We start from the raw sequence: 23104 nt of genomic DNA, 5'->3' as shown, positions 1-23104 counted from the left end.
AAATATTATTGGGTATCCAGCTGCATTTATCCTATCTTTAAACTTTATCAATAAAAAAATGAAAACATTATACCTTAAACTTTTCACTTTAATATTCATAATCGCAAGTGCAACCAGCTGTAAACTAGATGCACCCGTTTATCCTTCCGGAAATATTGAAACCGGCACCGGGACCGGAACTGGAACTGGGACTGGCACTGGCACCGGGACCGGGACGGGAACAGGAACAGGAACCGGGACAGGAACAGGAACAGGAACAGGAACTAATGATGGAAACGGCTTACCTATTTCGGCAGCAAATTCTATAAAGATTCAAATTAACAATACAATTTATAACTATTCTCAAAATGCTTCTTTTGCCAGTTATTTACCAGGTTCGAACGAAGCACAAATGGCAGGGGCTGCCAACGGAATTACCTCTATACTAGGCACGGGGTCAAGCTTTACCGATTTTTTTACATTATCCTATCTTGATTCAAAAACAGGCACTTTTGATATTTTTGTGGTTTCAGCGGGCAATTATGTAAATGACGCGTCGGCTGCCGCTAAAGTAAAAGTTACTGTACTCACTGCACACAATATCCAGGGTACCTTTAGCGTGGATATGGTTGATGGTAATGATAATACTAAAGTTTACACACATTGCCTCGGATCATTCAACATAAACAAGTAAGCTAACATACTACCATAAAAAAGTAACATTAATTACTTTATGCATCTTTTTAAAACCTTTACCCTAACCGCGTTAATAAGCGCCGCAGTGTTCACGTTGATCATGAAATACATTTTTGGTGAAACCTGCTTTCGTCTTGTTTTAACGGGCCTGATGAGCGGCATTGGCGCAGGGTCAGCGTTGTTGATTTCAACCCAAAAAAAGCAGGCCAAAAATCAATAAATAAAAGCAGCAGCAATTAATCTTTACGCAAAGATTAGAATCAGCGTTTCTGTTTCAGCATAAATTAACTTACTTTTGTAACAGCTTACCTAAGTGTACTTTACACACTAAGATAATGCTAAATAATGACAGACACACTTACTATACAACCAACTGTAACTAAAAAGGCGCTCCGCATAGCGGTTGGCGTTCTGTTTTTTATGGCGGGGTTGTGTTTCTCCAGCTGGGCGTCGCGCATTGCCACCATCCAGCAAACTATGGGTTTAACAGATGCTGCACTGGGTGCTGTATTGTTTTCATTACCGGTTGGCCTAATGCTTTCCTTACCGTTTTCCGGCTGGATGATTACAAAAATAGGCAGCAAAAAATTGCTGCTGGCTGCCATTATTGTTTATGCCATTTGCCTTACCAGCCTTGGCCTGGCCCAAAATACTTTTCAACTCATCATTTGCCTGGTTTGCTTTGGCTTTTCGAGCAATGCAGTTAACATTTCTGTTAATACGCAGGCCGTTACCGCCGAAGGCCTTTATAAAAAGCCTATTATGGCGTCGTTCCATGGCTTATGGAGCCTGGCAGGATTTACCGGTGCAGGTATTGGCACTGTAATGATTGCTAACCAGGTTGATCCTTTTCACCATTTCATCATTGTTTTAGCGGTTCTTACTGTAGGTGTGGTCATCGTATCCCGCTACCTTTATGATGATGCGGGCGCTCCAAAAAAAGTCAACGAAGAATCGGTCTCCATCCGTCAAAAATTAAAGCTTATTGTGCCATTGTTAACATTGGGCACTATTGCCTTTTGCTCCATGATCTGCGAGGGCGCTATGTTCGACTGGAGCGTTGTTTACTTTAAAAAAGTGGTGGAGGCCCCTATTGCTTTACAGGGCGCCGGCTTTACCGCATTTATGGCTACCATGGCAGGTGGCAGGTTTATAGCCGACTGGTTCGCCGGTCGATATGGCTTAAAAAGGACGTTACAGGTAAGCGGCTCATTAACCGTAACGGGTTTACTTATTGCGGTAATATTCCCTTATTTTTATACTGCTATGGCAGGTTTCCTTTTTGTGGGTGCAGGTGTTTCATCAGTAGTACCAATGGTTTACAGCGCAGCCGGGCGGTCAAAAACCATGTCGGCCGGGGTGGCTTTAGCCGCAGTATCCACCATCGGGTTCACCGGCTTCCTGGTCGGCCCACCCATGATTGGTTTTATAGCAGGTCTTGCTACTTTACGCGCTTCGTTTATATTCATTGCAATTATGGGGATGAGCGTAGTAGTACTCTCTACCAGGGCAAAATTGTAATTTCACGAATTTTCTCTCAAACGCTGCCGACTTATCCCAACTCACTTTTCATCCAGATCGTGCTCGTTAGGGTTCAACAGGTATTCAAAATTCTCATAGCCGTTATGAAAAATAAATTTTAGGCGTTCTTTGGGTTCCCGGATATCCAATGACATGAGCGCGAGGGTTTCAGGCAGGTTATCCCTGATCAATTTCAGATCGGTAACATGCGGCATTTCTACATAAATATCTTCACCCTGTGCTTCAATTTTCCAATCAGGGATGTGAGCATTGGTTAATACTTCAATCCACTTTTGCTGGTATTGGTTCATATTATTTTGGTTTAATACGCCTTAGTATAACGAGAATTCGATAGAAGTATTAGTGAAACATGTTTATTATCAGGTACTTACACACTTCCAGTCCTCAATAAAAAGCAAATGAACTGATAATCAGCATGTTTCACTGTGTTCCGGGTGTTCCGCATGCAAAAATGGAACGCGCTGGCGACGTGAATACACAATTTGCCTCATCTAAAACTACGTCTGCACGCGGTGGTAGCGAGGTTTAGTTGTGACGCCTTCTTTTGCTTATGTCGAACTCACGTTATTATAAGCATCCAACTAAATATTGGTTTTAAATTTATGCGGTTTTTTGTGCCAGCTTACCAATGGTAAGCCCTTGTACAATAATAGAGAATACAACAATAATGTAGGTAATTAAAACAAACTCATCCCTATGCATCGCTTCGGGGATAGAAAGTGCCATAGCAACGGACAGGCCGCCCCTCAGGCCGCCCCAGGTAAGCATAATAACTGCATTTTTTTCAAACCTGATCCAGTTCTTTAAAAACAAAACAGGCAGCGCCACGCATGCCCAGCGCGCCAGCAATACCACAACAATCATTATCCCCCCTACTATCATAATGGTTGGGTTAATTTTTATCACCAGCATCTCAAGGCCGATCAGCAAAAAAAGAATGGCATTAAAAATCTCGTCTGTAAGGTCCCAAAATTTACCAAGATAATCGCGCGAGATCTCTGACAAACCTTCTTTTTTCCCTTTGGTACCCATGATTATGCCTGCAACAATAATTGCCAGGGGACCTGATAAATGAAAATGATCGGCTAACGAATAACCGCACATTACCACCGCAAGCGTTATTAAAACCTCAACCCGGTAATTATCTATTGATTTGATCAGTAAGTGCGCTGTGTAGCCCAAAACCGCTCCGAACAACAATCCGCCGCCCGCTTCTTTCAAAAAAAGCAGGGCGGTATTACCTACCGAAAACTTATCGGTACCATTTATAGCGACTTCAAGTATGGTTAAAAAAACAACAACACCCACACCATCATTAAACAGCGACTCGCCGGTTATTTTTATTTCCAGGGACTTTGGGATCCCGGCCTGCTTCAAAATACCCATAACTGCAATTGGGTCGGTGGGCGAAATCAGCGCACCAAATAACAGGCAGTAGATGTATGATATGTTTAGATGAAGGAAAAGAAAAAGGTAGTAAGCCATTATACTTACCAAAAAAGTGGAAATAAACGTGCCCGCAGTAGCCATTAACATAACAGGCCATTTTTCCTTTTTAAGCTCCCCTGCATCAACGTGCAGCGCGCCTGCAAAAAGCAGGAAACTCAGCATTATTTTCATCAGAACCTGCTCAAAATTAATGTTTGAAACCAGCAGCAACGCCCTTGATGATATTACGGGTATTAAATTTCCAAGTATGGCTAACAGGATGGAAGAGAAAAGCGCAATGACCATGATACCTATGGTTGGCGGCCATTTGATCAAACGATCATTTATATAGGCAAAAACCGCCGTCAAAAATATTAGAATAGAAATAATGTAATAAACAGTCATTAGCAACGAATTTACTGTTTATTGTTTAATGCTGCTGTTATTTCAATTGCTGCCGGGCTGTTATTTGTCCCTTTTTTTTGCCTTTCGTCTTTTACCTTTCAGCTTTCACCTAAAATTACCATCTTGCATTTTTATAAACCGATACTGTGGATAATAAGATTAAGCTATTAGGTAAAAAGCGTGAAGAGGCCCTGCTGGGCGGTGGAAAGGCACGTATTGAAAGTCAGCATAAAAAAGGCAAACTTACAGCACGTGAGCGCCTACATTTTTTAATGGATGAAGGCTCTTTCCAGGAAATAGGCATGTTGGTCTCCCATCGCTCTACCGATTTTGGGATGGAGAAGGAAAAGTACCCGGGCGACGGTGTAATAACCGGCTACGGAACGGTTAACGGCAGGCTGGTGTATGTTTTCTCGCAGGATTTTACCGTGTTTGGCGGTTCGCTTTCGGAGACTCATGCTGAAAAGATCTGCAAGATAATGGACCTCGCCATGAAAAATGGCGCGCCGGTTGTAGGACTAAACGACTCAGGCGGGGCGCGGATCCAGGAAGGCGTAGTGTCATTAGGCGGCTATGCCGATATCTTTTACCGCAATACCATGGCATCGGGTGTTGTGCCACAAATCTCGGCTATCCTTGGCCCTTGCGCGGGCGGTGCGGTATATTCACCGGCCATAACAGATTTCATACTGATGGTTGAAAATACCAGCTACATGTTTGTTACCGGCCCCAACGTGGTAAAAACAGTAACACACGAAGAAGTATCGTCCGAAGAACTGGGCGGGGCTAATACCCATGCCACCAAATCAGGCGTTACACATTTTGCCTGTGCCAACGAAATTGAGGCCATTGAAAATGTAAAAAAGCTTTTAAGCTACATGCCGCAGAACTGCGAGGACCGGGCTCCTGCCCTCCCTTACGAAATAAAGAACGAACTCAGGGAAGAACTTAACACCATAATGCCTGAAAATGCTTCGCAGCCCTATGATATAAGAGAAGTTATTGGCCACGTTATTGACGAGAGGTCATTTTTAGAGGTACACAAGGATTTTGCAGAAAATATTGTGGTGGGCTTTGCCCGCCTTGCCGGCCGCAGCATTGGTATTGTAGCTAACCAGCCGGCATTTTTGGCTGGTGTACTTGATATCAACTCATCAACCAAAGGCGCCAGGTTTGTGCGTTTTTGCGATAGTTTTAATATCCCACTGCTGGTTTTTGAAGATGTACCGGGATTTTTACCCGGTACCGACCAGGAGTGGAATGCAATTATCACCAATGGAGCCAAGCTGCTTTATGCTTTTTGCGAAGCGACGGTGCCACGCATTACTGTGATAACCCGTAAAGCTTATGGTGGTGCTTATGATGTAATGAATTCCAAACATATTGGCGCTGATATGAACTATGCCTGGCCTACGGCAGAGATTGCTGTTATGGGGGCCAAGGGCGCGGCAGAGATCATCTTCAAAAGAGAGATCAACGCGGCTGAAGATAAAGACGCCAAATGGAAAGAAATGGAGCTGCAATATTCGGAAATATTTACCAACCCATACCGCGCTGCCGAGCGCGGCTTTATTGATGAAGTAATTGAACCGGCCGAAACACGGGTAAAACTGATCCATGCCTTTAAAATGCTGGAAAATAAAGTAGTGAATAACCCGAGGAAAAAGCACGGGAATATTCCGTTGTAAGTTTGCTTGAATGCTACTTTAGTTGAACATCAAATGCCAATAGCTAACTCCGAAATTGAACGCCCGAAACCCGTAATCGAGCAGATTCGCCCTGAGCATACCTGGCAGCTACGCCGGGATGTTTTGTATCCCGGTATGACGAAGCATGAAATGGAAATGGAGGAAGATGCAGACGGTATGCATTTTGGCGCCTTTACAGATAATAAGCTGGCGGGGGTGATTTCACTTTTTCAGCATGGTGATGAGTACCAGTTTCGCAAGCTGGCTGTTAACACGGCGATGCAAAATAACGGGATAGGGAGTATTTTATTAAAGTACGTTATAAAGCATGTTGAAGATGATGGTGGCAAACGCATCTGGTGCAATGCACGCACAAATGCTATTGGATTTTATTTAAAGCTTGGATTTACCAAAACCGGCGAGCCATTTACCAAAAACGGGATAAGCTACGTGATCATGCAAAAATGGCTTACTCCTCTTTCAGATCAGCAAGAATCAGTGTAGCAAATTCATTTTTATATTTATCTGATGATTGCTGTGCCAGGTCGAGTGCGGAATCAATGTCTCCTTCCGATTCATATACTACGGCCAGGTTATAGGCGGCCTTGCTTGCTATCTGCGGGTTTTTATCCTGCAAAAAAGGCTGAAGTAAGCTATCGGCCTTTTTCAGGTTACCTGACTGGATTTCTTTTATAGCGGGCAGAAAAATAGCATCGTTGTAAAGTGGCCTGTTATGGGTAATGGTATAGGGAAAATAATCCTGCAGGGCATTTTCCGTGGCATGCTCCGCCGACGTTTTAATAGATTGTTTGTTTCCCTTTATAGTTGGATGAATCAACAACGTTGGTATAAGGCCCATATAAGGCTGCTCCGACTGCGGATCTACAGACTTGCCATCAAGCTTGCGGTAATAAATACCGTTATTCTCATACAAAACAAAATTTACGGTAGTATTGGTGTTATAATAACTGGTATTGTTTGATATTTCTGACAAACCTATATCAGCAGAAAACCCTTTCAGGGCCATTACATAATTTGCTTTATTTTTTGCTGCGATCAGTTTAACCGAATCGGTATTTACAGGTAGATTGAGGGAGTCAACCAGGTTAATCACCTTAACATGCGGCAGCGAGCCCAGTTCCAATCCGGCATAATTAATAGCTGCAGCCGCTCCTGATTTAATTACATCCAGCTTCTTTTTGTTATTGACCTTTGCCTGCGTTACATCAAACTGATTAATGAGCACGATGATGGTTGAATCAGGCCTGAAATTCAGTTTTGCGGTATAATCCACAGGCACTGCAACATATAATGGCGCGGAACATGAACTAAGGAAAAGTAACACGATAATGCAGGCAGATTGAATTAGTTTCATAATGCAGATGAGGAAGCCAAAATTACCCTTTTTAGATGAAACAGAGATGAAAAAAAATCAGCCTGTTACTAGCAGGCTGATCTAACTAACTAAACTGATCTTATTCTAAAAAATTTACTCGCCGCAAAGAAACAGTTGTTATGTAAAGCTGGTGTTAAGGCATTGATAAATATTAGTTGTGTAATTAACACTGCATTGTTACTGTTTTAATTGCACTAATCGGTCAAAACCCTTTAATACTTTATTGGTTATATTTATTAATCAAATCTATTGGCTATGAGATCTATATGGAAGGGCTCGCTCGGTTTTGGACTGGTAAGCATCCCGGTAAAATTATATTCGGCCGTTGAAGCCAGTAAACTTGATCTGGATATGCTGGACAGCCGCGATCATTCACGAATCCGCTACCAGCGGGTAAACGAGCATACGCATAAAGAAGTTCCGTATGATAAAATTGTAAAAGGCTATAAAATAAATGACGATTACATTATAGTGGAGGACGAAGACTTTGAAGCAGCCGCGCCCGAAAAAAGCAAGGTTATTGAAATTGAAAGCTTTGTAAATATCGGCGACGTAAATCCTATGTTTTATGAAACCTCCTATTACACCGAACCCGACACAAAAAACAACAAGGCCTATGCACTGCTCGTGCAGGCGCTCATCAAATCAAAAAAAGCTGGGCTAGCCCGTTTTGTACTGCGCAGTACGGAATCGCTTTGTATAGTTTACCCGGTTAACAATGTATTGGTGGTAACCCGGATCCGTTTTGGGCAGGAAATCCGCAGCACCGAAGATCTTAAAATTGCCGGGGATGTAAACATCAGCAAAAAAGAGCTGGATGTTGGCCTCGCCCTGATTAACCAATATGCAGAAAAGTTTGATGTATCAAAATTCAAAGATGAATATAATGAGGAGCTATTGAAGATCATCCGCGCAAAAGCTAAAGGCAAACACGCAACGGTTAAAAAACTAAAACCAAAAAAAGCAACAGGCGATGATTTATATGAGCAGCTGATGCAAAGTTTGAGTGCTAAGAAAGGCGCATGATAACATAAAAAAGGTCCGGCTAAAACAACCGGACCTTTATAATTATTGTACCTGACTAAGACGTCAAATTGCCGTTGGCCTGCGGATAATTCCAAGCAAAAATGCTATAACAGCAATAACTAATAATACGTGTATTAAACCGCCTACAGCAGTAAAAAAGAAACCAATTGCCCAGCCTATAACAAGTATAACGGCAATGATGTATAATAATGAATTCATGGTCGTGTGGTTTTAGTTAATAATTTTCATAGATATAATATAAAATACCAAAACCCACAAAAATGTTTTATGGAGATGAAATAAAATTCATTTAGGGTTCAAAAGACATAATATGAACCGAAATGATCATCCCACGCAATTCAACATTTACAACCTACTCAACCAACCCCAGCCACTTTTTCCTTACTGCCATTTGCTCAGCAGTAACATCAGGCAACGACCCCACCTTGTATTTAAACCTGTTGTTTCTAAGCAATGTAACATTCAGGGTTAACGGCAAGCCATCGCGTACAACTGCTACTGAAATTTTATCCCCAACTTTCTTACCGTTCAAAATCGTAGTTATATCGGTTACAGGCGTCCCGTCAACAGCGGTCAGCTCGTCATTAACATTTATACCATCTACCCAGGCGGCGCTTCCGCGTACTACACCGGTAACAATTCTTTTCCCGTTAATCTCGCTGGTGATAACCCCCAGACTTGGGTCATTGGTCGTGGCGGCTTCGTCAACAGCATTATAGCCCGCATAAGCCAGGTATTTATTATAGTTAAGCGGTGTTAAGCCGTAGATGTAGTTTTTATAAAAGGCGTCGAGGTTTTTACCGGCAAATTTTTCAAGTCCCTGTTTAAACTCTTTGTCGGTATAGCCACGTTTTTTCTCTTTGTAATAAGTATTGTACATATACTTCATTACATCATCAAGCGAGTTTCTCCCCTTAGTGTCGTTAATTATCTCCAGGTCAAGCAGCATCCCAACCGCGGCCCCTTTATCATAGTAAGAGATCCCCGTGTTGGCAGAGTTTTCATTAGGGCGATATGACTTTATCCAGGCATCAAAGCTGGCCTCTGCAAGCGGCTGCACTTTAGCCCCCGGCTGATTTTCAATGGTATTAATTTCGCCGGTAATAGCTCCCAAATAGGTTTCAGGGTCAATAAGCTGCGCGTGCCGCAAAATAATATTTTGATAATAAGCAGTAAATCCTTCGGCTATCCAAAGGTCGGTAGTGTAATTTTCATTATCGTAATCAAACGGACCAAGCACAATCGGGCGTAAACGTTTCACATTCCACAAGTGAAAATGCTCGTGGGCAACCAACCCTAAAAAGTTACGATACCCGCTGGCATTGCTATAATTATCACGTGACGCCCCTAAAACAGTGGAACTTAAATGCTCCAGGCCACCGCCGCCGCGCTGGTGATTATGTACTATGAAAACATAGTGTTTATTGGGATTTTCGCCAAAAACAGCTGTTTCCTGTTCGGCTATTTTGGCCATATCTACCTTCAGCTTCTCTTTATCATAATTACCGCCGCCCACCATGCACACTTCATATTTAACGCCGGCTGCTGTAAAGCCAAAAACATCCTGGTTCCCCACTTCAATCGGCGAATCAAAAAGGATATCAAAATTTGGCGAGAAGCGGGTAAACTGATTGCCGTTAACAGCCTCCAGACTGGTTGAAACGGTTGTCCACCCTTTGTAAGGAATAATTTTTATAGTGGATGGGTTATTTAGCATTTTATCAGGATAGATAAAAATGCCGGTGGTTGATAGAAATCCGTGTGATGCGTCAACAAAGCTGGTGCGAACAGAGATCTCAAAGCAATACACGCGATATTTTACGGTTATTGCTGATAAACCTGCTGTGTTTATATGCCAGGTATTTTTGTTTATCTTAGGCGATGGAATGGCTTTACTATTGGCTTCGGCGCTAAATGATTCTATGTTTTTTGCAAACTCCCTCACCAGGTACGATCCCGGTGTCCAAACCGGCATTTTAAGATCAATACTATTTTGCTTTAGTCCCGAAATCTTCATTTCTATATCAGCATAATGTGCCTGGGCTTCGGGAAAAGTAACCTCGTACGAAATTTTTACAGCTGCGGCTGCATCAGTAAACGTGGAATTCATAAAAAACAATGTTAGAAAAATAAATGCAGTAAGCTTAATAGTTTTCATTAAGAAGTGGGTTTTAAAGGGCCTGATTTATAAATGTTGTTACGCCTTTAGTTACTATGTGTTTTTGAAAGGCGCAATTTATAATTTTTTAAAACATGTTACAGATTTGTTACTTGTAAAATGGTTGATACACACAACTATTAAGGGTTGTAACTAATTACTTTTGCAACTGAATATGGATGTAAAATTGATTGAACCTATATCCCGTAAGTTGAATCACCTGGGGAGGGCTTATTTAAACCTGGTAGCTAAGAAAGTGGAGAACCTGGGCATAAGCAGGTATTACTATGCTTTAACTTACATCTGCTACCATGATGGCAAGTTAACCCAAAAGGCGCTGGCAAATGAACTGGGTAAAGACAAATCAATAATTGTAAATATTATTGATACCCTAAGCAGCGAAGGATTTGTTTACCGAGAGGTAAATCCGGCCGACAGGCGCGAACATTTATTGAAAGTAACCGAAAAAGCAAAAAAAGCGGTACCTAAAATAATTGAAGCCTTTGAAGAACTTAATAACAGTATATCAGCACACGTCAGCGACGAAGAAATGAAAATATTTAACAGCGTATTATTAAAAATGGGCGATAATATTAAACCATTAACAGTATCTGAAACTAATAACGAAACAAAACCCTAACAGATTTTCATAACATGAGAACAAGGTATATTATATACATAGCGCTGGCGCTGCTTATTGGCTTTTTAATTTACAATAAGTTTTTCAGTACAAAAGGCAAAGAGGCCATGGCCCAAAATGCAAGTAAAAGTACCAAGCGGCAAAATGGCCCGGTAGCTGTCAATGTAATGATTGTGAAAGATACCGCGGTTGACAACACCATTGACGTAACCGGAACTATTGATGCTAATGAGAAGGTAAACCTGATCAGCGAAACGGCAGGCAACATTACCGGTATATTTTTTAATGAAGGCAGTTATGTAAAAAAGGGACAGCTTTTGGTTAAGGTTTATAACCAGGATATTGTAGCCTCGCTAAAACAGAATGATTACCAGGTTGCGCTGGCAAAACAAAATGAATACCGTAATGGCATTCTATTGCAAAAAGAAGCCATCAGCCAGCAGGAGTACGACACCTCATTAACATCATTAAACACGTTAAAGGCTCAAAGCGATGTTTTAAAGGCACAAATAGCCAAAACAGAAATAAGGGCACCATTTTCGGGCACCATCGGTTTAAGAAACATCAGTCCCGGCGGTTACCTGTCCCCGTCAACATCCATTGCCACGTTGGTGAATATCGACCCGGCAAAAGTTACTTTTTCGGTACCTGAAAGGTACCAGCAGCTAATAAAACCCGGCACTAAAGTCAACTTTACGATTGAAAGCGCCAGGAATAAATTTTCTGCCGAGGTATATGCCATTGAACCGGCAATTGACCTGAGCTCACGTACCATAACAGTTCGTGCCAGGTCAGCCAACCCTGGCAATCTGTTAAAAGCCGGGGCATTTGCAAAAATAAACTTAACGCTCGATCAGATCCCCAAAACTATTATGGTTCCTACTCAATGTGTAATTCCAGACTTGAAGGACAGCAAAGTATTTGTGTACCATAACGGTACTGCTTTATCCAAAACCGTAAAAACAGATTTGCGCACTGACACCAAGATTGAGATAATAAGTGGCTTAAAAGCCGGCGACAGCCTTATTGTCTCCGGGCTCATCCAAATTCGCAACAAGGTTCCTTTAAAAATTTTAAAAGTTATTAAGTAAACCATTTCTATGAGTTTATCGTCAGTAAGTATAAAGAGGCCGGTATTGGCAACGGTAATGTCTGTTGTTATCGTGGTATTCGGTGTTATAGGTTACAAGTTTCTGGGTGTGCGGGATTTCCCTTCCGTGGATCCGCCCATCATCACTGTTACTACCAGCTATTCCGGCGCTAACGCCGATGTAATTGAGTCGCAGATAACTGAGCCCCTTGAAAAAAACATAAATGGTGTTCCCGGAATCCGAAACATCTCATCAACCAGCTCAGTAGGTTCAAGCCAGATCACAGTGGAGTTTGACCTTGATGCTGACCTTGAAACGGCTGCTAATGATGTTCGTGACAAGGTTGGCCAGGCGCAAAGACAGCTGCCGCAGGACATTGATGCCCCGCCGGTAGTAACAAAAGCCGATGCCAGCGCTGATAATATTATTACGCTTACCGTAAGCAGCAATACCAGAAACATTACACAGGTTGATGATTACGCAGAAAACGTATTACAGGAGGGCCTGCAAACCATTCCGGGGGTAAGTGCCATTAACATCCAGGGGCAACGTCAATATGCCATGCGTCTTTGGATAGATCCTAACAAACTTGCCTCTTACGGCTTAACAGCTTCCGATATCAGCAACGCACTTAATATTGAGAACGTAGAGTTGCCTGCCGGTAAAATTGAGGGCAACAATACCGAGGTGGTGATAAGAGCTGTAGGAAAACTATCGACCGAGAAAGATTTTAACAACCTAATTATCCGCGCCGACAGCAATCGCGTTGTACATTTGAGCGATGTGGGCTATGCTGTATTGGGCTCTGCCAATGAAGAGACCTCGTTAAAGGAAGCCGGGATCCCCATGATAGGACTGGCTATTGTGCCGCAGCCAGGTGCCAATTATGTGCAAATTGCAAAAGATTTTTATGTAAGGCTTAAACAGATTCAAAAAGACCTGCCGCCTGATATTACTCTTAAAGTTGCGTTGGACAATACCAAATTTATTAATCAATCCATCAGCGAAGTACAGGAAACACTCCTTATTTCCTTCGTGCTGGTAGTTATTATTATTTACCTCTTCTTCCGCGACTGGCTTATAGCCTTCCGCCCGCTCATTGATATTCCGGTTTCATTGATAGGTGCTTTCTTTATTATGTACGTGTTTGGGTTCTCCATAAACATCCTGACACTGCTGGGAATAGTACTGGCGACCGGGCTTGTAGTTGATGACGGCATAGTTGTAACGGAAAATATTTATAAAAAGGTAGAATCGGGCATGCCCATCCGAAAGGCAGCATTTGAAGGATCGGCCGAGATCTTTTTCGCGGTTATCTCCACATCAGTTACGCTGGCCGCAGTATTTTTACCCATCATATTTTTACAGGGATTTACCGGGCGCTTATTCCGCGAGTTTGCCGTAGTGGTTGCTGGAGCGGTCCTGATCTCTGCATTTGTTTCGCTTTCATTAACACCGATGCTTAATGTGAAGTTGATCCGCAAAAACTCAAAAAAATCAAAATTCTACGAAAGAACTGAGCCTTTCTTTGAGAACATGACCAGCAGCTATAAAGATACGCTGGTGAAGTTTATGAAAGTTAAATGGGTTTCGTTTGCCATCCTGGCAGCCTCATTGGTGATCACCTTTGTGTTGGTCAAGGTTACCCCTACTGAACTTGCCCCGTTAGATGACCGCAGTTTGCTAAGGTATTCGGTTACCGGATCAGAAGGCGCCAGTTATGAATTTATGACGAGATATATGGACAAAGTAGCAGACCTTGTTGCCGACTCCATTCCTGAGCAAAACGTAAATCTTGAAGTGATCTCACCCGGCAGCGGCGGCGGCGGCTCAGCCAACTCGGGCTTTGGCCGAATAGGGCTGGTGGCGCCCGACGAGCGTACACGTACGCAACAGCAAATTGCAGATTACTTAAGTAAAAAATTAAGTAAATTCCCTGATGCACGTGCGCTGGTGATCCAGGAGCAAACCATCAGCGGTGGTGGTAGCGGGTCAAAAACATCGTTGCCCGTCCAGTTCGTGATCCAGAACCAGGATTTTGAGAAGATCCGAAAGGTACTGCCGGAATTTTTTGCAGCGGTATCCAAAAGCCCGGTTTTCCAGGGAACAGACGTCAACTTAAAGTTCACCAAACCCGAATTACGGGTAACAACAGACCGTGACAGGGCAAGAGACCTTGGTGTTTCGGTGTCAGACATTGCCACCGCGTTACAGCTTTACTATAGTAATGGCCGTTTAGCGTACTTCCTTATCAATGGTAAACAATACCAGGTTATTGCGCAGGTTAACCGTGCCAACCGCGATCAACCGCTAGACCTTAAGACCGTGTACGTACGCAATGCAAAGGGCACACTCATCCAGTTGGATAATGTTGTAAAAACCAGCGAAGATGCAACCCCTCCAGCTATTTATCACTTTAACAGGTACAAGTCTGCCACCATATCCTGCGGGTTAGCCCCTGGACGCACCGTAGGTGACGGGATTGTAGAAATGAACAGAATAGCGAAGGAAATGCTTGACGATTCTTTTAGCACCGCCTTAAGCGGACCATCCCGTGATGCTGCCGAAAGCGGATCAAACATTCTTTTTGCATTTGCATTTGCGCTGTTGTTGATTTACCTGGTACTTGCTGCCCAGTTTGAAAGCTTTGTTGATCCCTTTGTGGTTATGCTTACTGTGCCGCTGGCCATCGCCGGTGCATTCCTCTCGCTATGGCTGTTTAACCAAACGCTCAATATCTTCAGCGAAATTGGGATGATCACCCTTGTGGGGCTGGTAACCAAAAACGGGATTTTAATTGTGGAGTTTGCTAACCAGCAAATGGAACACGGCCTGGCTAAATACGAGGCGGTGGTTGAAGCTGCAACCGCACGTTTACGCCCCATATTAATGACCAGCTTAGCCGTTGTACTTGGTTCGGTACCAATTGCTTTTGCACTGGGTGCTGGCGCTAAAAGCCGCGTATCACTGGGAATTGTTATTATGGGGGGGGTATTGTTCTCGCTGGTGTTAACGCTGTACATTATCCCGATGATGTATTTAATATTTGCTTCAAAAACACGTAAGGACCCGGATGCAGAAGATCCCGATGACGTGAAAAAGGTAAAGAAGACAAGAACTCAAAAACTGATAGATAAATTAGATAAGGAATAAGCGATTATGACTATTAAAAAATTAAGCTGCCTTGTTTTTTGCATCATAGCATTTACTGCGGGTGTTAAGGCGCAGGCCGATACAGTGCTTACCTTAAAAGATGCTGTTGAAATAGCGTTGAAAAACAATTATCATATTTTGCTCTCAAAAAACAACTCGGTTATATCTCAAAATAATGTAACCATTGGGAATGCGGGCTTTTTGCCCCAGGTAACCGGCGATTTTACGACAACTCGGAGTATTCAGAACACAAAACAGACCCGCAGTGACGGCTCGGTAAATAATATCAGCGGTGCCCACAATGCATCAACATCCTATGGCCCGAACCTTAATTGGACCATCTTTAACGGTTTCGCCATGTTTGCCAATTATGACGAATTGAAACAGCTGAATCAATTGGGCGAACTGCAAACCCGTGACACCATACAAAACACCCTTGCCAATGTAATAGGCACCTACTATAACCTGATTAACCTTAATGAAGGTTTAAAGGCGTTAAAGGGTGCGATTGCTATTTCAAGAACCCAATTGAGGTATGCCAATGACAAATTCCAGGTTGGCCGGGCATCTAAACTGGATGTGCTGAATGCCCAGGTAAATTTGAATACCGATACCGCAAACTATTTGAACCAGGTGCAGCAATTTAAATCGGCCAAGATCCAGCTTAACCAGTTATTGGTGCGAAACCTGCAAACCGATTTTGCCGTTGGCGACACCATTATTGTTGACGATAAACTGGTGTTAGGTGAAATTCTATCAAAAGCGGAAAATCAAAATCCGGCTATTCTATCTGCACAAATCAATAAGCGCCTTTCCGAAATCAACCTAAAGCTGGTTAGGGCAGCCCGTTATCCGCAGGTTGCTTTAACATCAGGATATACAATAAGCAATAGTCAAACACCTGCCGGTTTTACTTTGGCACAAAACACCAGGGGTTTTAACTATGGCCTCACCGCTTCAATAAACATTTTCAACGGCTTTAACCAGAACAGGCTGGAGCGCAATGCCCGTATCGGGATTGACAATGCTAACATCAATTACAAGCAGCGGGTGCTTGATGTGCAGGCGCAGATCAGTAATTTATATGTAAGCTATTTATCAGGCCTCGATTTGATGAAACTGGGTGAGTCAAATGTAGAAGTGGCGAGGCGCAACCTGGAAATTTCACTGGAGAAATATAAATTGGGAAACATTACCCCCCTTGAAATAAGGGAGGCACAGCGAAATTATCTTGATGCGCAATCCAAGTTCTTTACCGCGCAATACCAGTCAAAAAGCGCTGAAATAATGTTGAAAGAAATTACCGCAAGTATAAATATTCAGTAAAAAGATCCGGTTTAAATTCAATTAAATCAAACCAGTTAAACTAAGCTGGGTTAACGAATTCTACGATCATACGTATCTTATCGTCTAACTCCTGCACGGCTACTTCCAGTAATTGCCACTCCTCTATATCATCGGTCCGGCCATCCATCTTCAGGAGCTTCATCAAGCCCATTATAGATGCCACCGGACGCCGCAATTCATGAGATTGAATAAAGGCTATTTCATTAAGTTGTGCGTTTTGGCTGATTACGGTCTGTTGGTGCTCAACCTTTTTTGTGATATCAGAAGAATTGAAAGATACACCAATAATTTTCCCGTCAGCATCAAATGCAGGCTCAAACTTCACCATCTGCCAGCAGTCTTTACCATCTTGTTTAAGGTTCCTTTCGTCGTAAACAGCAGTACCTTTTAATGCCCTGCGATAATCTCTGTAAAACAAGCTCAAATTTTCGGCGTCCAGATAATCTATCATAGACTTACCTTTAGCAGGATGCGATCGGCAGGCCTTTCTAACTTGGCTCTCCCATGCCTTATTAAAAGCCATGATCTCAAAATTTTCGCCCAAGAGTAAATGGCAATCTATGGAACTTTCAAAAAAAGACCGCAGTTCAATTGCTAATCGTTTGGCTTCAACAAATTGTTCTTTAAGTATTGTTAAGCTGGCATCAAACTCCATTAGCTGTATTACCTGCCTGGCAAGCGCCTGCAACATATGTTGTTGATTTTCACTAAGCTGCCCCGGCACCTGGTTAATGACACATAAACTACCCAATTTGTGACCATCTTGCGTAATTAACGGAGCACCGGCATAAAACCTGATAAAGGGTGCTTCATTTACAAGGGGGTTATGCTCAAACCTTCTGTCCAGCAGCGCATCAGGAACTACCATAACACAATCCTGCCCGATTACATGGTTGCAAAAGGCATCCTTTCTTTGTGTTGATTCATAATTAAAAGTCTGGCTGAACCTGATGTATTGGGTAGCCTCATCAATAAGCGTAATTAATGCAGTAGGGGTGCCGCAGATCTTAGCAGCCAACATTACAATTTCCTGCAATTCCCGTTCTTTTACGAAATCCAGTTTTAAAAACCGGTTCACCGCTTGCAGTCTTTCGAGTTCCTTTTGAGGCATCCGGTTATAAATCAATACGCATAATCATTGCACAAACAACTTCTGTAACTAATACGAAAAAAATATTGCAAAGGTTGATAAATACAGTGTAAAATTTAATTATGTTAATATATGAAGATAAGATATAAGCAATTAATTATGAAAGTATTCTATTTATAAAAACCAAAATCTTCTTACTGTTAATTAAGCATTTGATTCTAATATTTTTTTACAACTATATTTTTTAATTGGTTTAAAAAGCTATTTTTGAACTCAATGGCTATTTGCTTTAAAACCTGTTTGCTTATTGACGATAATTACATTGATAATTTCGTTACGCGTAAAATTATAGAGGGCAGTAACTTTGCTGAAAATATTATCGTTGTCCGCTCGGCAACAGAAGCTATTGACTCTTTGAGGGATGGCCTGGTAAAACCTGATGTTATTTTCCTTGATGTCAGAATGCCACAAATGAGCGGCTTTGAATTTTTGGAAGAATATGATAAGATAAACATCAGCAAAGATGATATAAAAATATTCATGCTATCATCTTCCCTTGATCCCATGGATATGAGAAAATCAAGTGATAATAAATATATTACGCAGTTTATTCACAAACCACTCACCCAAAAAGCACTCGAAGAACTTTGTCCATGATTTTGGTGGCTGATAGCGGGTCGACTAAGACGGATTGGTTACTTCACGTTAAAGACGGCGAAGTAAAGCAATTTAGAACGGCCGGACTTAATCCTTACTTTTTATCTGAAAAAGAGATCGTAAAGATATTACAGGAGCAAGGTGCAGATATGATAGCCTTTGCTGCGGATATCGAAGAGATCTACTTTTTTGGCGCAGGCTGTTCGAGCCCCGACCGGCATGAGATTGTGACTAATGCAATAAGCCAGCTGTTCCCAAAATCGTACATCAGTGTTGACAGCGACCTGTTAGGTTGTGCCTATGCCACTTGCGGGCGCGAAAAAGGCCTTTGCTGTGTATTGGGTACGGGTTCAAACATTTCGTTTTTTGACGGCGAGGACATTCATGCCGGCAAGCACGGTCTGGGCTTTGTTTTAGGCGACGAGGGTGCCGGTACATGGTTTGGTAAAGCATTAGTAACTGATTTTTTATATGGCAAAATGCCCGCTGAAATCAGTCAAAAGTTTGATGAAGCCTATCATATTACCAAAGAGAAAGTAATAAAATTTGTATACCAAACGCCCAGCGCCAATTCATATCTGGCCTCATTTACAAAGTTCATTAGCGAAATAAGGGAAACTGATTATGCCCAAAATTTACTGCATAAGGGCTTGCTTGAGTTTATTGAGACCAACGTAAAATCATATCCGCAGTACCATCGCTATAAGTGCCACTTTGTGGGCTCCATTGCTTATGTGTTTACCAACGAGCTTACTGAAGTTTGCACTGCAAATGGCATTCAGATTGGAAAAATCATCAAACAACCCATCCATGACCTGATGGGATTTATTCTGAGCCGCGAAAATTAAAATTTATACGGCTTTGGACTAACGGCACCCTACTGCCTGATAGCTGCAGAAGCTTTATTTCCTGAACTTCCTTACTACAATAAACACAATTCCCAACACTGCTAAAATACTACCTGCCTGCGCGAGGTAATCACCATATAATACGTAAAAGGTAAGATCTGAATTCAGGTTAATATCTTGTTTTAAAGCTGTTTTAACCCACCATTTACTTTGCTGCACAATATCGCCCCGCTGGTTAATGAATGCAGAGATCCCGGTATTGGCTGAACGGCATACCCATCTGCGGGTTTCCACAGCGCGGAGCTTCGCATAATCCACATGCTGATCCTTGCCACTTGTGTTTTCCCACCAACCGTCATTGGTAATAATAGCAATGAACTGCGCACCCTTATGTACTGACTCTGCTATCCACCCTCCCCAGATAGATTCGTAGCAAATAACCGGGTCAACCCCGATACCGCTTTGTGAATAAAAAACACTTGGGTCAGTCTGGCCGCCATAGCTGCCTGTTGCCCCGCCCAGGTGAGCAAACACGGGTTTAAGGAACGATAATGCGCCTGCAAATGGCAAGGATTCGGCACCGGGAACTAACTTTGATTTGTGATAAAATTGCACTTCCGCCGAGTTCTCAATATTTAAGGCTGCGTTGAAATTATCATAATAGAGCCTTCCCTGCGGATCATACGTTTCGGTTTGGGTAGTGTGCTTATTATAAAGTTTAAAAGTTTCGGCGCCCGTAATAAGGTTGCCATTTTTATATTTACTTAAAAAGCGCTGCGCCTGCAAAAAGTGAGCATTGGTGCGTACACTTTCTTCATTGATCTGTTCGGGAATAGCCGTTTCGGGCCACAAGAAAAACTCTGTATTAGGCTGGCCGATAGAGTCAGAAAGATGCGTTAAAATGCTCAGTTGCTGAAAGGCAGGGATAGAACTTTCTTTGGCGTAAGGATCAATATTGGGTTGCACCACTACTACATTTGACGGGTTGGGCTGCTCGTGATAGCTATGGTACTTATATAACGAAAAGCTTAACGGACCTATCAGCACAATTACAAATGCTGAGATCAGCCTTAATCTTAATTTTCTATCCGCTGCTTCGCGCAACCCAACGTAGATCAAAAACGATAAAACATTAACCACCCAAATCCAGATCGTCCCGCCGTAAACACCGGTGTACTCATACCATTGTATCCATTGATGCGCTACCGCAAAGCCATTCCCGAGCGTCATCCATGGAAAAGCAAGGTCCCAGCTTTGGTGCAGGTACTCATAACCAATCCAGAAACAAACCAAACCTGCCAAACTCCAGCCCCGGTTTGTTACCAGCCGTAACCGGTAATATAACCAGCACGCCGCGGCCATTAACAATGGGCCTAAAGAGTAAGGAATAAATGAAATTGGCAGTGCTACAAACTCGCCAACCATTTTCAGGGCATTATAAACCCAGTAAATGGACAGTGTGTTCCAAACAAAGAAGCCCAGGAAAGCTGTGCCGAAGATCTTTTTCCCCTTTCTAGTATAATTTGACCGGATGATATTTTCTATAGCAACCAGCATTGGAACAAAACCGATAAATAAAAAGAAGGTGGTGTAGGGCATTGGCGGCCATGCTATCCAAAGCATTAAACCTGAGAGAATGGCGAGCAGGATGTTTTTTTTCATTTATATACTGTAAAAATCAAGTCGTAATTGCGGAGAAAGACGCATTCTTTATTCGTTTTTCAAGTCTTTTTCTTTTGATGAGGATTTGGTTGCGGCACCAGCCACGCAAATCACAAACTCTCCTTTAACCGGGTGTGTTTCAAAATAGGTTTTCACCTCTTCAACTGTACCGCGAACGGTTTCTTCAAACATTTTTGTTAGCTCGCGCGATACGGAGATCTGTCTGTCAGCACCAAAATAAGTAGCCAATTCGTCCAGGGTCTTCACAAAACGATGCGGCGATTCATATAATATAATGGTGCGTTCCTCTGTTGCCAGGGTCTTGTACCTGGTCTGTCGCCCTTTTTTTAATGGTAGAAATCCTTCAAAGCAGAAACGATCTGTAGGAAAGCCCGAATTTACCAGGGCCGGCACAAAAGCTGTAGCACCGGGCAGGCACTCCACTTCGATATCGTTTTTCAGCGCCTCGCGCACCAGGAAAAAACCCGGATCGGAAATGGCGGGCGTACCTGCATCAGAGATCAGGGCAATATTTTTGCCTTCTTTTAAAAACCTGATAATCTCGTTTGACGACTGGTGCTCGTTATGCTGGTGATGCGAAAAAACCTTTTGGTTGATCTCAAAATGCTTTAACAACGGCGCCGAGGTACGGGTATCCTCCGCCAACACCAGGTCAACCTCTTTTAAAATACGGATAGCTCTGAAGGTTATATCCTCAAGATTACCTATCGGGGTGGGGACTAAATATAGTTTTCCTTGTTGGCTCATAGTTCTTTGGTCCATAGTAGATGGACGACAGACCATAGTCGCTAATACATTTGATGTCGTTCTACTTAAACTCAAATTACTATGGACTATCGACTATGGACTATCGACTTATTTATATCTTTGCCTAAAAAATAAAATAATGCTGCAAGTTAGTTATATCCGCGATAACAGGGAACAGGTTTTAGAACGTTTGGCTGTAAAAAATTTCAAACAGCCTGAATTAGTCAATGAAGTTATTGAACTGGACGATCAGCGCCGTTCAACTCAAACCAGTTTGGATAATACCTCGGCCGAAGCCAACGCTGCAGCAAAACAAATCGGCGAGCTGATGCGTGCCGGTAAAAAAGATGAAGCCGAAGGCCTTAAGGCAAAAACGGGCACATGGAAAGAGGATATAAAAAAATTAGGCGATCAGCTGGCTGTTGTTGAGGATGAGTTGTACCAGAAACTTGTGTTACTGCCCAACCTTCCGCACAATTCAGTACCTAAAGGATTAACACCCGAAGAAAACGAAGTAGTTCTTGAAAATGGTGCTAAGCCTCAATTGCCTGACAACGCGCTACCGCATTGGGAGCTTGCTGCCAAATACAACCTGATTGATTTTGAGCTGGGGGTTAAAATTACCGGTGCGGGTTTTCCGGTATATAAAAATAAAGGCGCTAAACTACAGCGTGCACTTATCAATTATTTTATTGACGAGGCTGAGAAAGCGGGCTACAGCGAGGTTAGTGTTCCGTTAATGGTTAATGAAGCATCCGGTTTTGGCACAGGGCAGCTCCCTGATAAAGAAGGACAGATGTATTTTGTAGGCGAAGACAAGTTATATCTTATCCCTACTGCCGAGGTACCCATTACCAACATGTACCGCGATGTTATTTTAAAAGGCGAAGACCTCCCGATGAAAAATTGTGGTCACACGCCATGTTTTCGCAGGGAGGCCGGCTCTTATGGCGCCCATGTGCGTGGCTTAAACCGTTTGCACCAGTTTGATAAGATTGAAATTGTACAGGTGGTACATCCTGATAAATCATACGAAACACTTGAACAAATGAGCCTTCATGTGCAGGGACTTTTACAGAATTTAGGCCTCCCCTATCGTGTCCTTCGTTTATGTGGTGGTGATATGGGTTTTGCTTCTGCGCTAACATACGATATGGAAACATGGAGCGCGGCTCAGCAGCGCTGGCTGGAGGTTTCATCTGTATCAAATTTTGAAAGCTTTCAAAGCAACCGCTTAAAATTACGCTTCCGTAATGCCGAGGGCAAAACCCAGCTGGCACACACCCTTAACGGCAGCGCACTTGCTTTACCCCGAATTGTGGCAACGCTGCTTGAAAATAACCAAACAGAAAAAGGCATCAAAATCCCTGAAGTTTTGGTTCCTTATACAAAGTTTGAGTGGATTGATTAGACTTAGGCAATCATTAAATCAAACAAATATGCCGCAGGCACCTACCATTTTAAGGTTTGCGTTTGCGGTATTTTTTTTAATAAATATTGTAGATCCTA

21 protein-coding genes are annotated in these 23104 nt (G+C 42.6%); 13 read left to right on the top strand and 8 right to left on the bottom strand.

The features are described 5' to 3' along the window. The first annotated feature begins 58 nt into the window (after positions 1-58). The 3 genes from MuYL_RS04975 to MuYL_RS04965 all read left to right on the top strand — a co-directional run bounded on the left by MuYL_RS04975 (position 59) and on the right by MuYL_RS04965 (position 2196). Positions 59-673, top strand: a complete 615-nt coding sequence (locus tag MuYL_RS04975; RefSeq protein WP_094569480.1) for a hypothetical protein — start codon at positions 59-61, stop codon at positions 671-673. Between the two features lie 39 nt (positions 674-712). Then, positions 713-895 (top strand): hypothetical protein, encoded by a 183-nt coding sequence (locus tag MuYL_RS04970; protein ID WP_094569479.1) that lies wholly within the window; start codon positions 713-715, stop codon positions 893-895. 125 nt (positions 896-1020) lie between these two features. Then, positions 1021-2196, top strand: a complete 1176-nt coding sequence (locus MuYL_RS04965) for an MFS transporter (RefSeq protein WP_094569478.1) — start codon at positions 1021-1023, stop codon at positions 2194-2196. A 41-nt stretch (positions 2197-2237) separates the two neighbouring features. Here MuYL_RS04965 and MuYL_RS04960 read toward each other — a convergent pair whose 3' ends face one another. Both MuYL_RS04960 and MuYL_RS04955 read right to left on the bottom strand, forming a co-directional pair. Further along, the gene (locus MuYL_RS04960) at positions 2238-2507 is read right to left on the bottom strand and encodes a hypothetical protein (RefSeq protein WP_094569477.1); all 270 of its coding nucleotides are present in this window, start codon (positions 2505-2507) and stop codon (positions 2238-2240) included. Positions 2508-2817: 310 nt separating this feature from the next. Then, the gene (locus tag MuYL_RS04955) at positions 2818-4014 is read right to left on the bottom strand and encodes a cation:proton antiporter (protein WP_245845779.1); all 1197 of its coding nucleotides are present in this window, start codon (positions 4012-4014) and stop codon (positions 2818-2820) included. A gap of 182 nt (positions 4015-4196) precedes the next feature. Between MuYL_RS04955 and MuYL_RS04950 the strand changes: the two genes are divergently transcribed. Together MuYL_RS04950 and MuYL_RS04945 are read left to right on the top strand one after the other, a co-directional pair. Next, positions 4197-5738, top strand: a complete 1542-nt coding sequence (locus MuYL_RS04950; protein WP_094569475.1) for an acyl-CoA carboxylase subunit beta — start codon at positions 4197-4199, stop codon at positions 5736-5738. A 33-nt stretch (positions 5739-5771) separates the two neighbouring features. Next, positions 5772-6242 (top strand): GNAT family N-acetyltransferase, encoded by a 471-nt coding sequence (locus MuYL_RS04945; protein ID WP_094569474.1) that lies wholly within the window; start codon positions 5772-5774, stop codon positions 6240-6242. Here MuYL_RS04945 and MuYL_RS04940 read toward each other — a convergent pair. Next, positions 6208-7113, bottom strand: coding sequence for a DUF6340 family protein (locus MuYL_RS04940; protein WP_094569473.1), 906 nt, complete (start codon positions 7111-7113; stop codon positions 6208-6210). The genes MuYL_RS04945 and MuYL_RS04940 overlap by 35 nt on opposite strands. A gap of 276 nt (positions 7114-7389) precedes the next feature. Between MuYL_RS04940 and ku the strand changes: the two genes are divergently transcribed. Further along, complete coding sequence (gene ku, locus MuYL_RS04935; protein WP_094569472.1) at positions 7390-8160, top strand: non-homologous end joining protein Ku; 771 nt, start codon at positions 7390-7392, stop codon at positions 8158-8160. Between the two features lie 63 nt (positions 8161-8223). Here ku and MuYL_RS23105 read toward each other — a convergent pair whose 3' ends face one another. Together MuYL_RS23105 and MuYL_RS04930 are read right to left on the bottom strand one after the other, a co-directional pair. After that, positions 8224-8379, bottom strand: coding sequence for a lmo0937 family membrane protein (locus MuYL_RS23105; RefSeq protein ID WP_157740607.1), 156 nt, complete (start codon positions 8377-8379; stop codon positions 8224-8226). A gap of 154 nt (positions 8380-8533) precedes the next feature. Further along, a complete protein-coding gene (locus MuYL_RS04930) occupies positions 8534-10339 on the bottom strand; it encodes a M61 family metallopeptidase (protein ID WP_094569471.1) in 1806 nt (601 codons plus the stop codon). A gap of 175 nt (positions 10340-10514) precedes the next feature. Between MuYL_RS04930 and MuYL_RS04925 the strand changes: the two genes are divergently transcribed. From MuYL_RS04925 to MuYL_RS04910, 4 genes are read left to right on the top strand one after another with little or no spacing between them, the layout of a single operon-like run. Next, positions 10515-10979 carry a MarR family winged helix-turn-helix transcriptional regulator gene (locus MuYL_RS04925; protein ID WP_094569470.1) on the top strand — a complete coding sequence of 155 codons (465 nt, stop codon included), beginning with the start codon at positions 10515-10517 and terminating at the stop codon, positions 10977-10979. 14 nt (positions 10980-10993) lie between these two features. Further along, positions 10994-12070, top strand: a complete 1077-nt coding sequence (locus MuYL_RS04920) for an efflux RND transporter periplasmic adaptor subunit (RefSeq protein ID WP_094569469.1) — start codon at positions 10994-10996, stop codon at positions 12068-12070. A gap of 9 nt (positions 12071-12079) precedes the next feature. Beyond that, positions 12080-15223, top strand: a complete 3144-nt coding sequence (locus MuYL_RS04915) for an efflux RND transporter permease subunit (protein WP_094569468.1) — start codon at positions 12080-12082, stop codon at positions 15221-15223. 6 nt (positions 15224-15229) lie between these two features. Further along, complete coding sequence (locus tag MuYL_RS04910) at positions 15230-16549, top strand: TolC family protein (RefSeq protein WP_094569467.1); 1320 nt, start codon at positions 15230-15232, stop codon at positions 16547-16549. A gap of 40 nt (positions 16550-16589) precedes the next feature. On the opposite strand, the gene MuYL_RS04905 is transcribed toward MuYL_RS04910, so the two are convergent. Further along, entirely contained in the window at positions 16590-17681 is a 1092-nt protein-coding gene (locus MuYL_RS04905) for a GAF domain-containing protein (RefSeq protein ID WP_094569466.1), read from the bottom strand. 255 nt (positions 17682-17936) lie between these two features. Between MuYL_RS04905 and MuYL_RS04900 the strand changes: the two genes are divergently transcribed. Beyond that, positions 17937-18317, top strand: a complete 381-nt coding sequence (locus MuYL_RS04900) for a response regulator (protein WP_094569465.1) — start codon at positions 17937-17939, stop codon at positions 18315-18317. Next, complete coding sequence (locus tag MuYL_RS04895; protein WP_094569464.1) at positions 18314-19165, top strand: BadF/BadG/BcrA/BcrD ATPase family protein; 852 nt, start codon at positions 18314-18316, stop codon at positions 19163-19165. The genes MuYL_RS04900 and MuYL_RS04895 overlap by 4 nt, the downstream gene beginning before the upstream one ends. Before the next feature lie 54 nt (positions 19166-19219). Here the strand turns inward: MuYL_RS04895 and lnt are convergent, their stop codons facing one another. Together lnt and rsmI are read right to left on the bottom strand one after the other, a co-directional pair. Then, entirely contained in the window at positions 19220-20827 is a 1608-nt protein-coding gene (lnt, locus tag MuYL_RS04890) for an apolipoprotein N-acyltransferase (RefSeq protein WP_094569463.1), read from the bottom strand. 48 nt (positions 20828-20875) lie between these two features. Next, positions 20876-21595: a 16S rRNA (cytidine(1402)-2'-O)-methyltransferase gene (gene rsmI / locus MuYL_RS04885; protein ID WP_170309723.1), complete on the bottom strand. Its 720-nt coding sequence runs from the start codon at positions 21593-21595 to the stop codon at positions 20876-20878. 139 nt (positions 21596-21734) lie between these two features. On the opposite strand from rsmI, the gene serS reads away from it, so the two are divergent. After that, on the top strand, positions 21735-23006 hold the full coding sequence (gene serS, locus MuYL_RS04880; protein WP_094569461.1) for a serine--tRNA ligase: 1272 nt from the start codon (positions 21735-21737) through the stop codon (positions 23004-23006). Positions 23007-23104: the final 98 nt, after the last annotated feature.

It is taken from the genome of Mucilaginibacter xinganensis, from assembly GCF_002257585.1.
GTDB lineage: Bacteria > Bacteroidota > Bacteroidia > Sphingobacteriales > Sphingobacteriaceae > Mucilaginibacter > Mucilaginibacter xinganensis.
The sequence above is the reverse complement of the archived record's forward strand: the minus strand, read 5'-3'. Positions and strand labels throughout refer to the sequence as shown.

Excerpts from the sequence above, each read along its gene's own strand:
- MuYL_RS04975 (WP_094569480.1), top strand. The coding sequence starts at position 59 with ATGAAAACATTATACCTTAAACTTTTCACTTTAATATTCATAATCGCA.
- MuYL_RS04970 (WP_094569479.1), top strand. The coding sequence starts at position 713 with ATGCATCTTTTTAAAACCTTTACCCTAACCGCGTTAATAAGCGCCGCA.
- MuYL_RS04965 (WP_094569478.1), top strand. The coding sequence starts at position 1,021 with ATGACAGACACACTTACTATACAACCAACTGTAACTAAAAAGGCGCTC.
- MuYL_RS04960 (WP_094569477.1), bottom strand. The coding sequence starts at position 2,507 with ATGAACCAATACCAGCAAAAGTGGATTGAAGTATTAACCAATGCTCAC.
- MuYL_RS04945 (WP_094569474.1), top strand. The coding sequence starts at position 5,772 with ATGCCAATAGCTAACTCCGAAATTGAACGCCCGAAACCCGTAATCGAG.
- MuYL_RS04940 (WP_094569473.1), bottom strand. The coding sequence starts at position 7,113 with ATGAAACTAATTCAATCTGCCTGCATTATCGTGTTACTTTTCCTTAGT.
- ku (WP_094569472.1), top strand. The coding sequence starts at position 7,390 with ATGAGATCTATATGGAAGGGCTCGCTCGGTTTTGGACTGGTAAGCATC.
- MuYL_RS23105 (WP_157740607.1), bottom strand. The coding sequence starts at position 8,379 with ATGAATTCATTATTATACATCATTGCCGTTATACTTGTTATAGGCTGG.
- MuYL_RS04930 (WP_094569471.1), bottom strand. The coding sequence starts at position 10,339 with ATGAAAACTATTAAGCTTACTGCATTTATTTTTCTAACATTGTTTTTT.
- MuYL_RS04925 (WP_094569470.1), top strand. The coding sequence starts at position 10,515 with ATGGATGTAAAATTGATTGAACCTATATCCCGTAAGTTGAATCACCTG.
- MuYL_RS04920 (WP_094569469.1), top strand. The coding sequence starts at position 10,994 with ATGAGAACAAGGTATATTATATACATAGCGCTGGCGCTGCTTATTGGC.
- MuYL_RS04915 (WP_094569468.1), top strand. The coding sequence starts at position 12,080 with ATGAGTTTATCGTCAGTAAGTATAAAGAGGCCGGTATTGGCAACGGTA.
- MuYL_RS04910 (WP_094569467.1), top strand. The coding sequence starts at position 15,230 with ATGACTATTAAAAAATTAAGCTGCCTTGTTTTTTGCATCATAGCATTT.
- MuYL_RS04905 (WP_094569466.1), bottom strand. The coding sequence starts at position 17,681 with ATGCCTCAAAAGGAACTCGAAAGACTGCAAGCGGTGAACCGGTTTTTA.
- MuYL_RS04900 (WP_094569465.1), top strand. The coding sequence starts at position 17,937 with ATGGCTATTTGCTTTAAAACCTGTTTGCTTATTGACGATAATTACATT.
- MuYL_RS04895 (WP_094569464.1), top strand. The coding sequence starts at position 18,314 with ATGATTTTGGTGGCTGATAGCGGGTCGACTAAGACGGATTGGTTACTT.
- lnt (WP_094569463.1), bottom strand. The coding sequence starts at position 20,827 with ATGAAAAAAAACATCCTGCTCGCCATTCTCTCAGGTTTAATGCTTTGG.
- rsmI (WP_170309723.1), bottom strand. The coding sequence starts at position 21,595 with ATGAGCCAACAAGGAAAACTATATTTAGTCCCCACCCCGATAGGTAAT.
- serS (WP_094569461.1), top strand. The coding sequence starts at position 21,735 with ATGCTGCAAGTTAGTTATATCCGCGATAACAGGGAACAGGTTTTAGAA.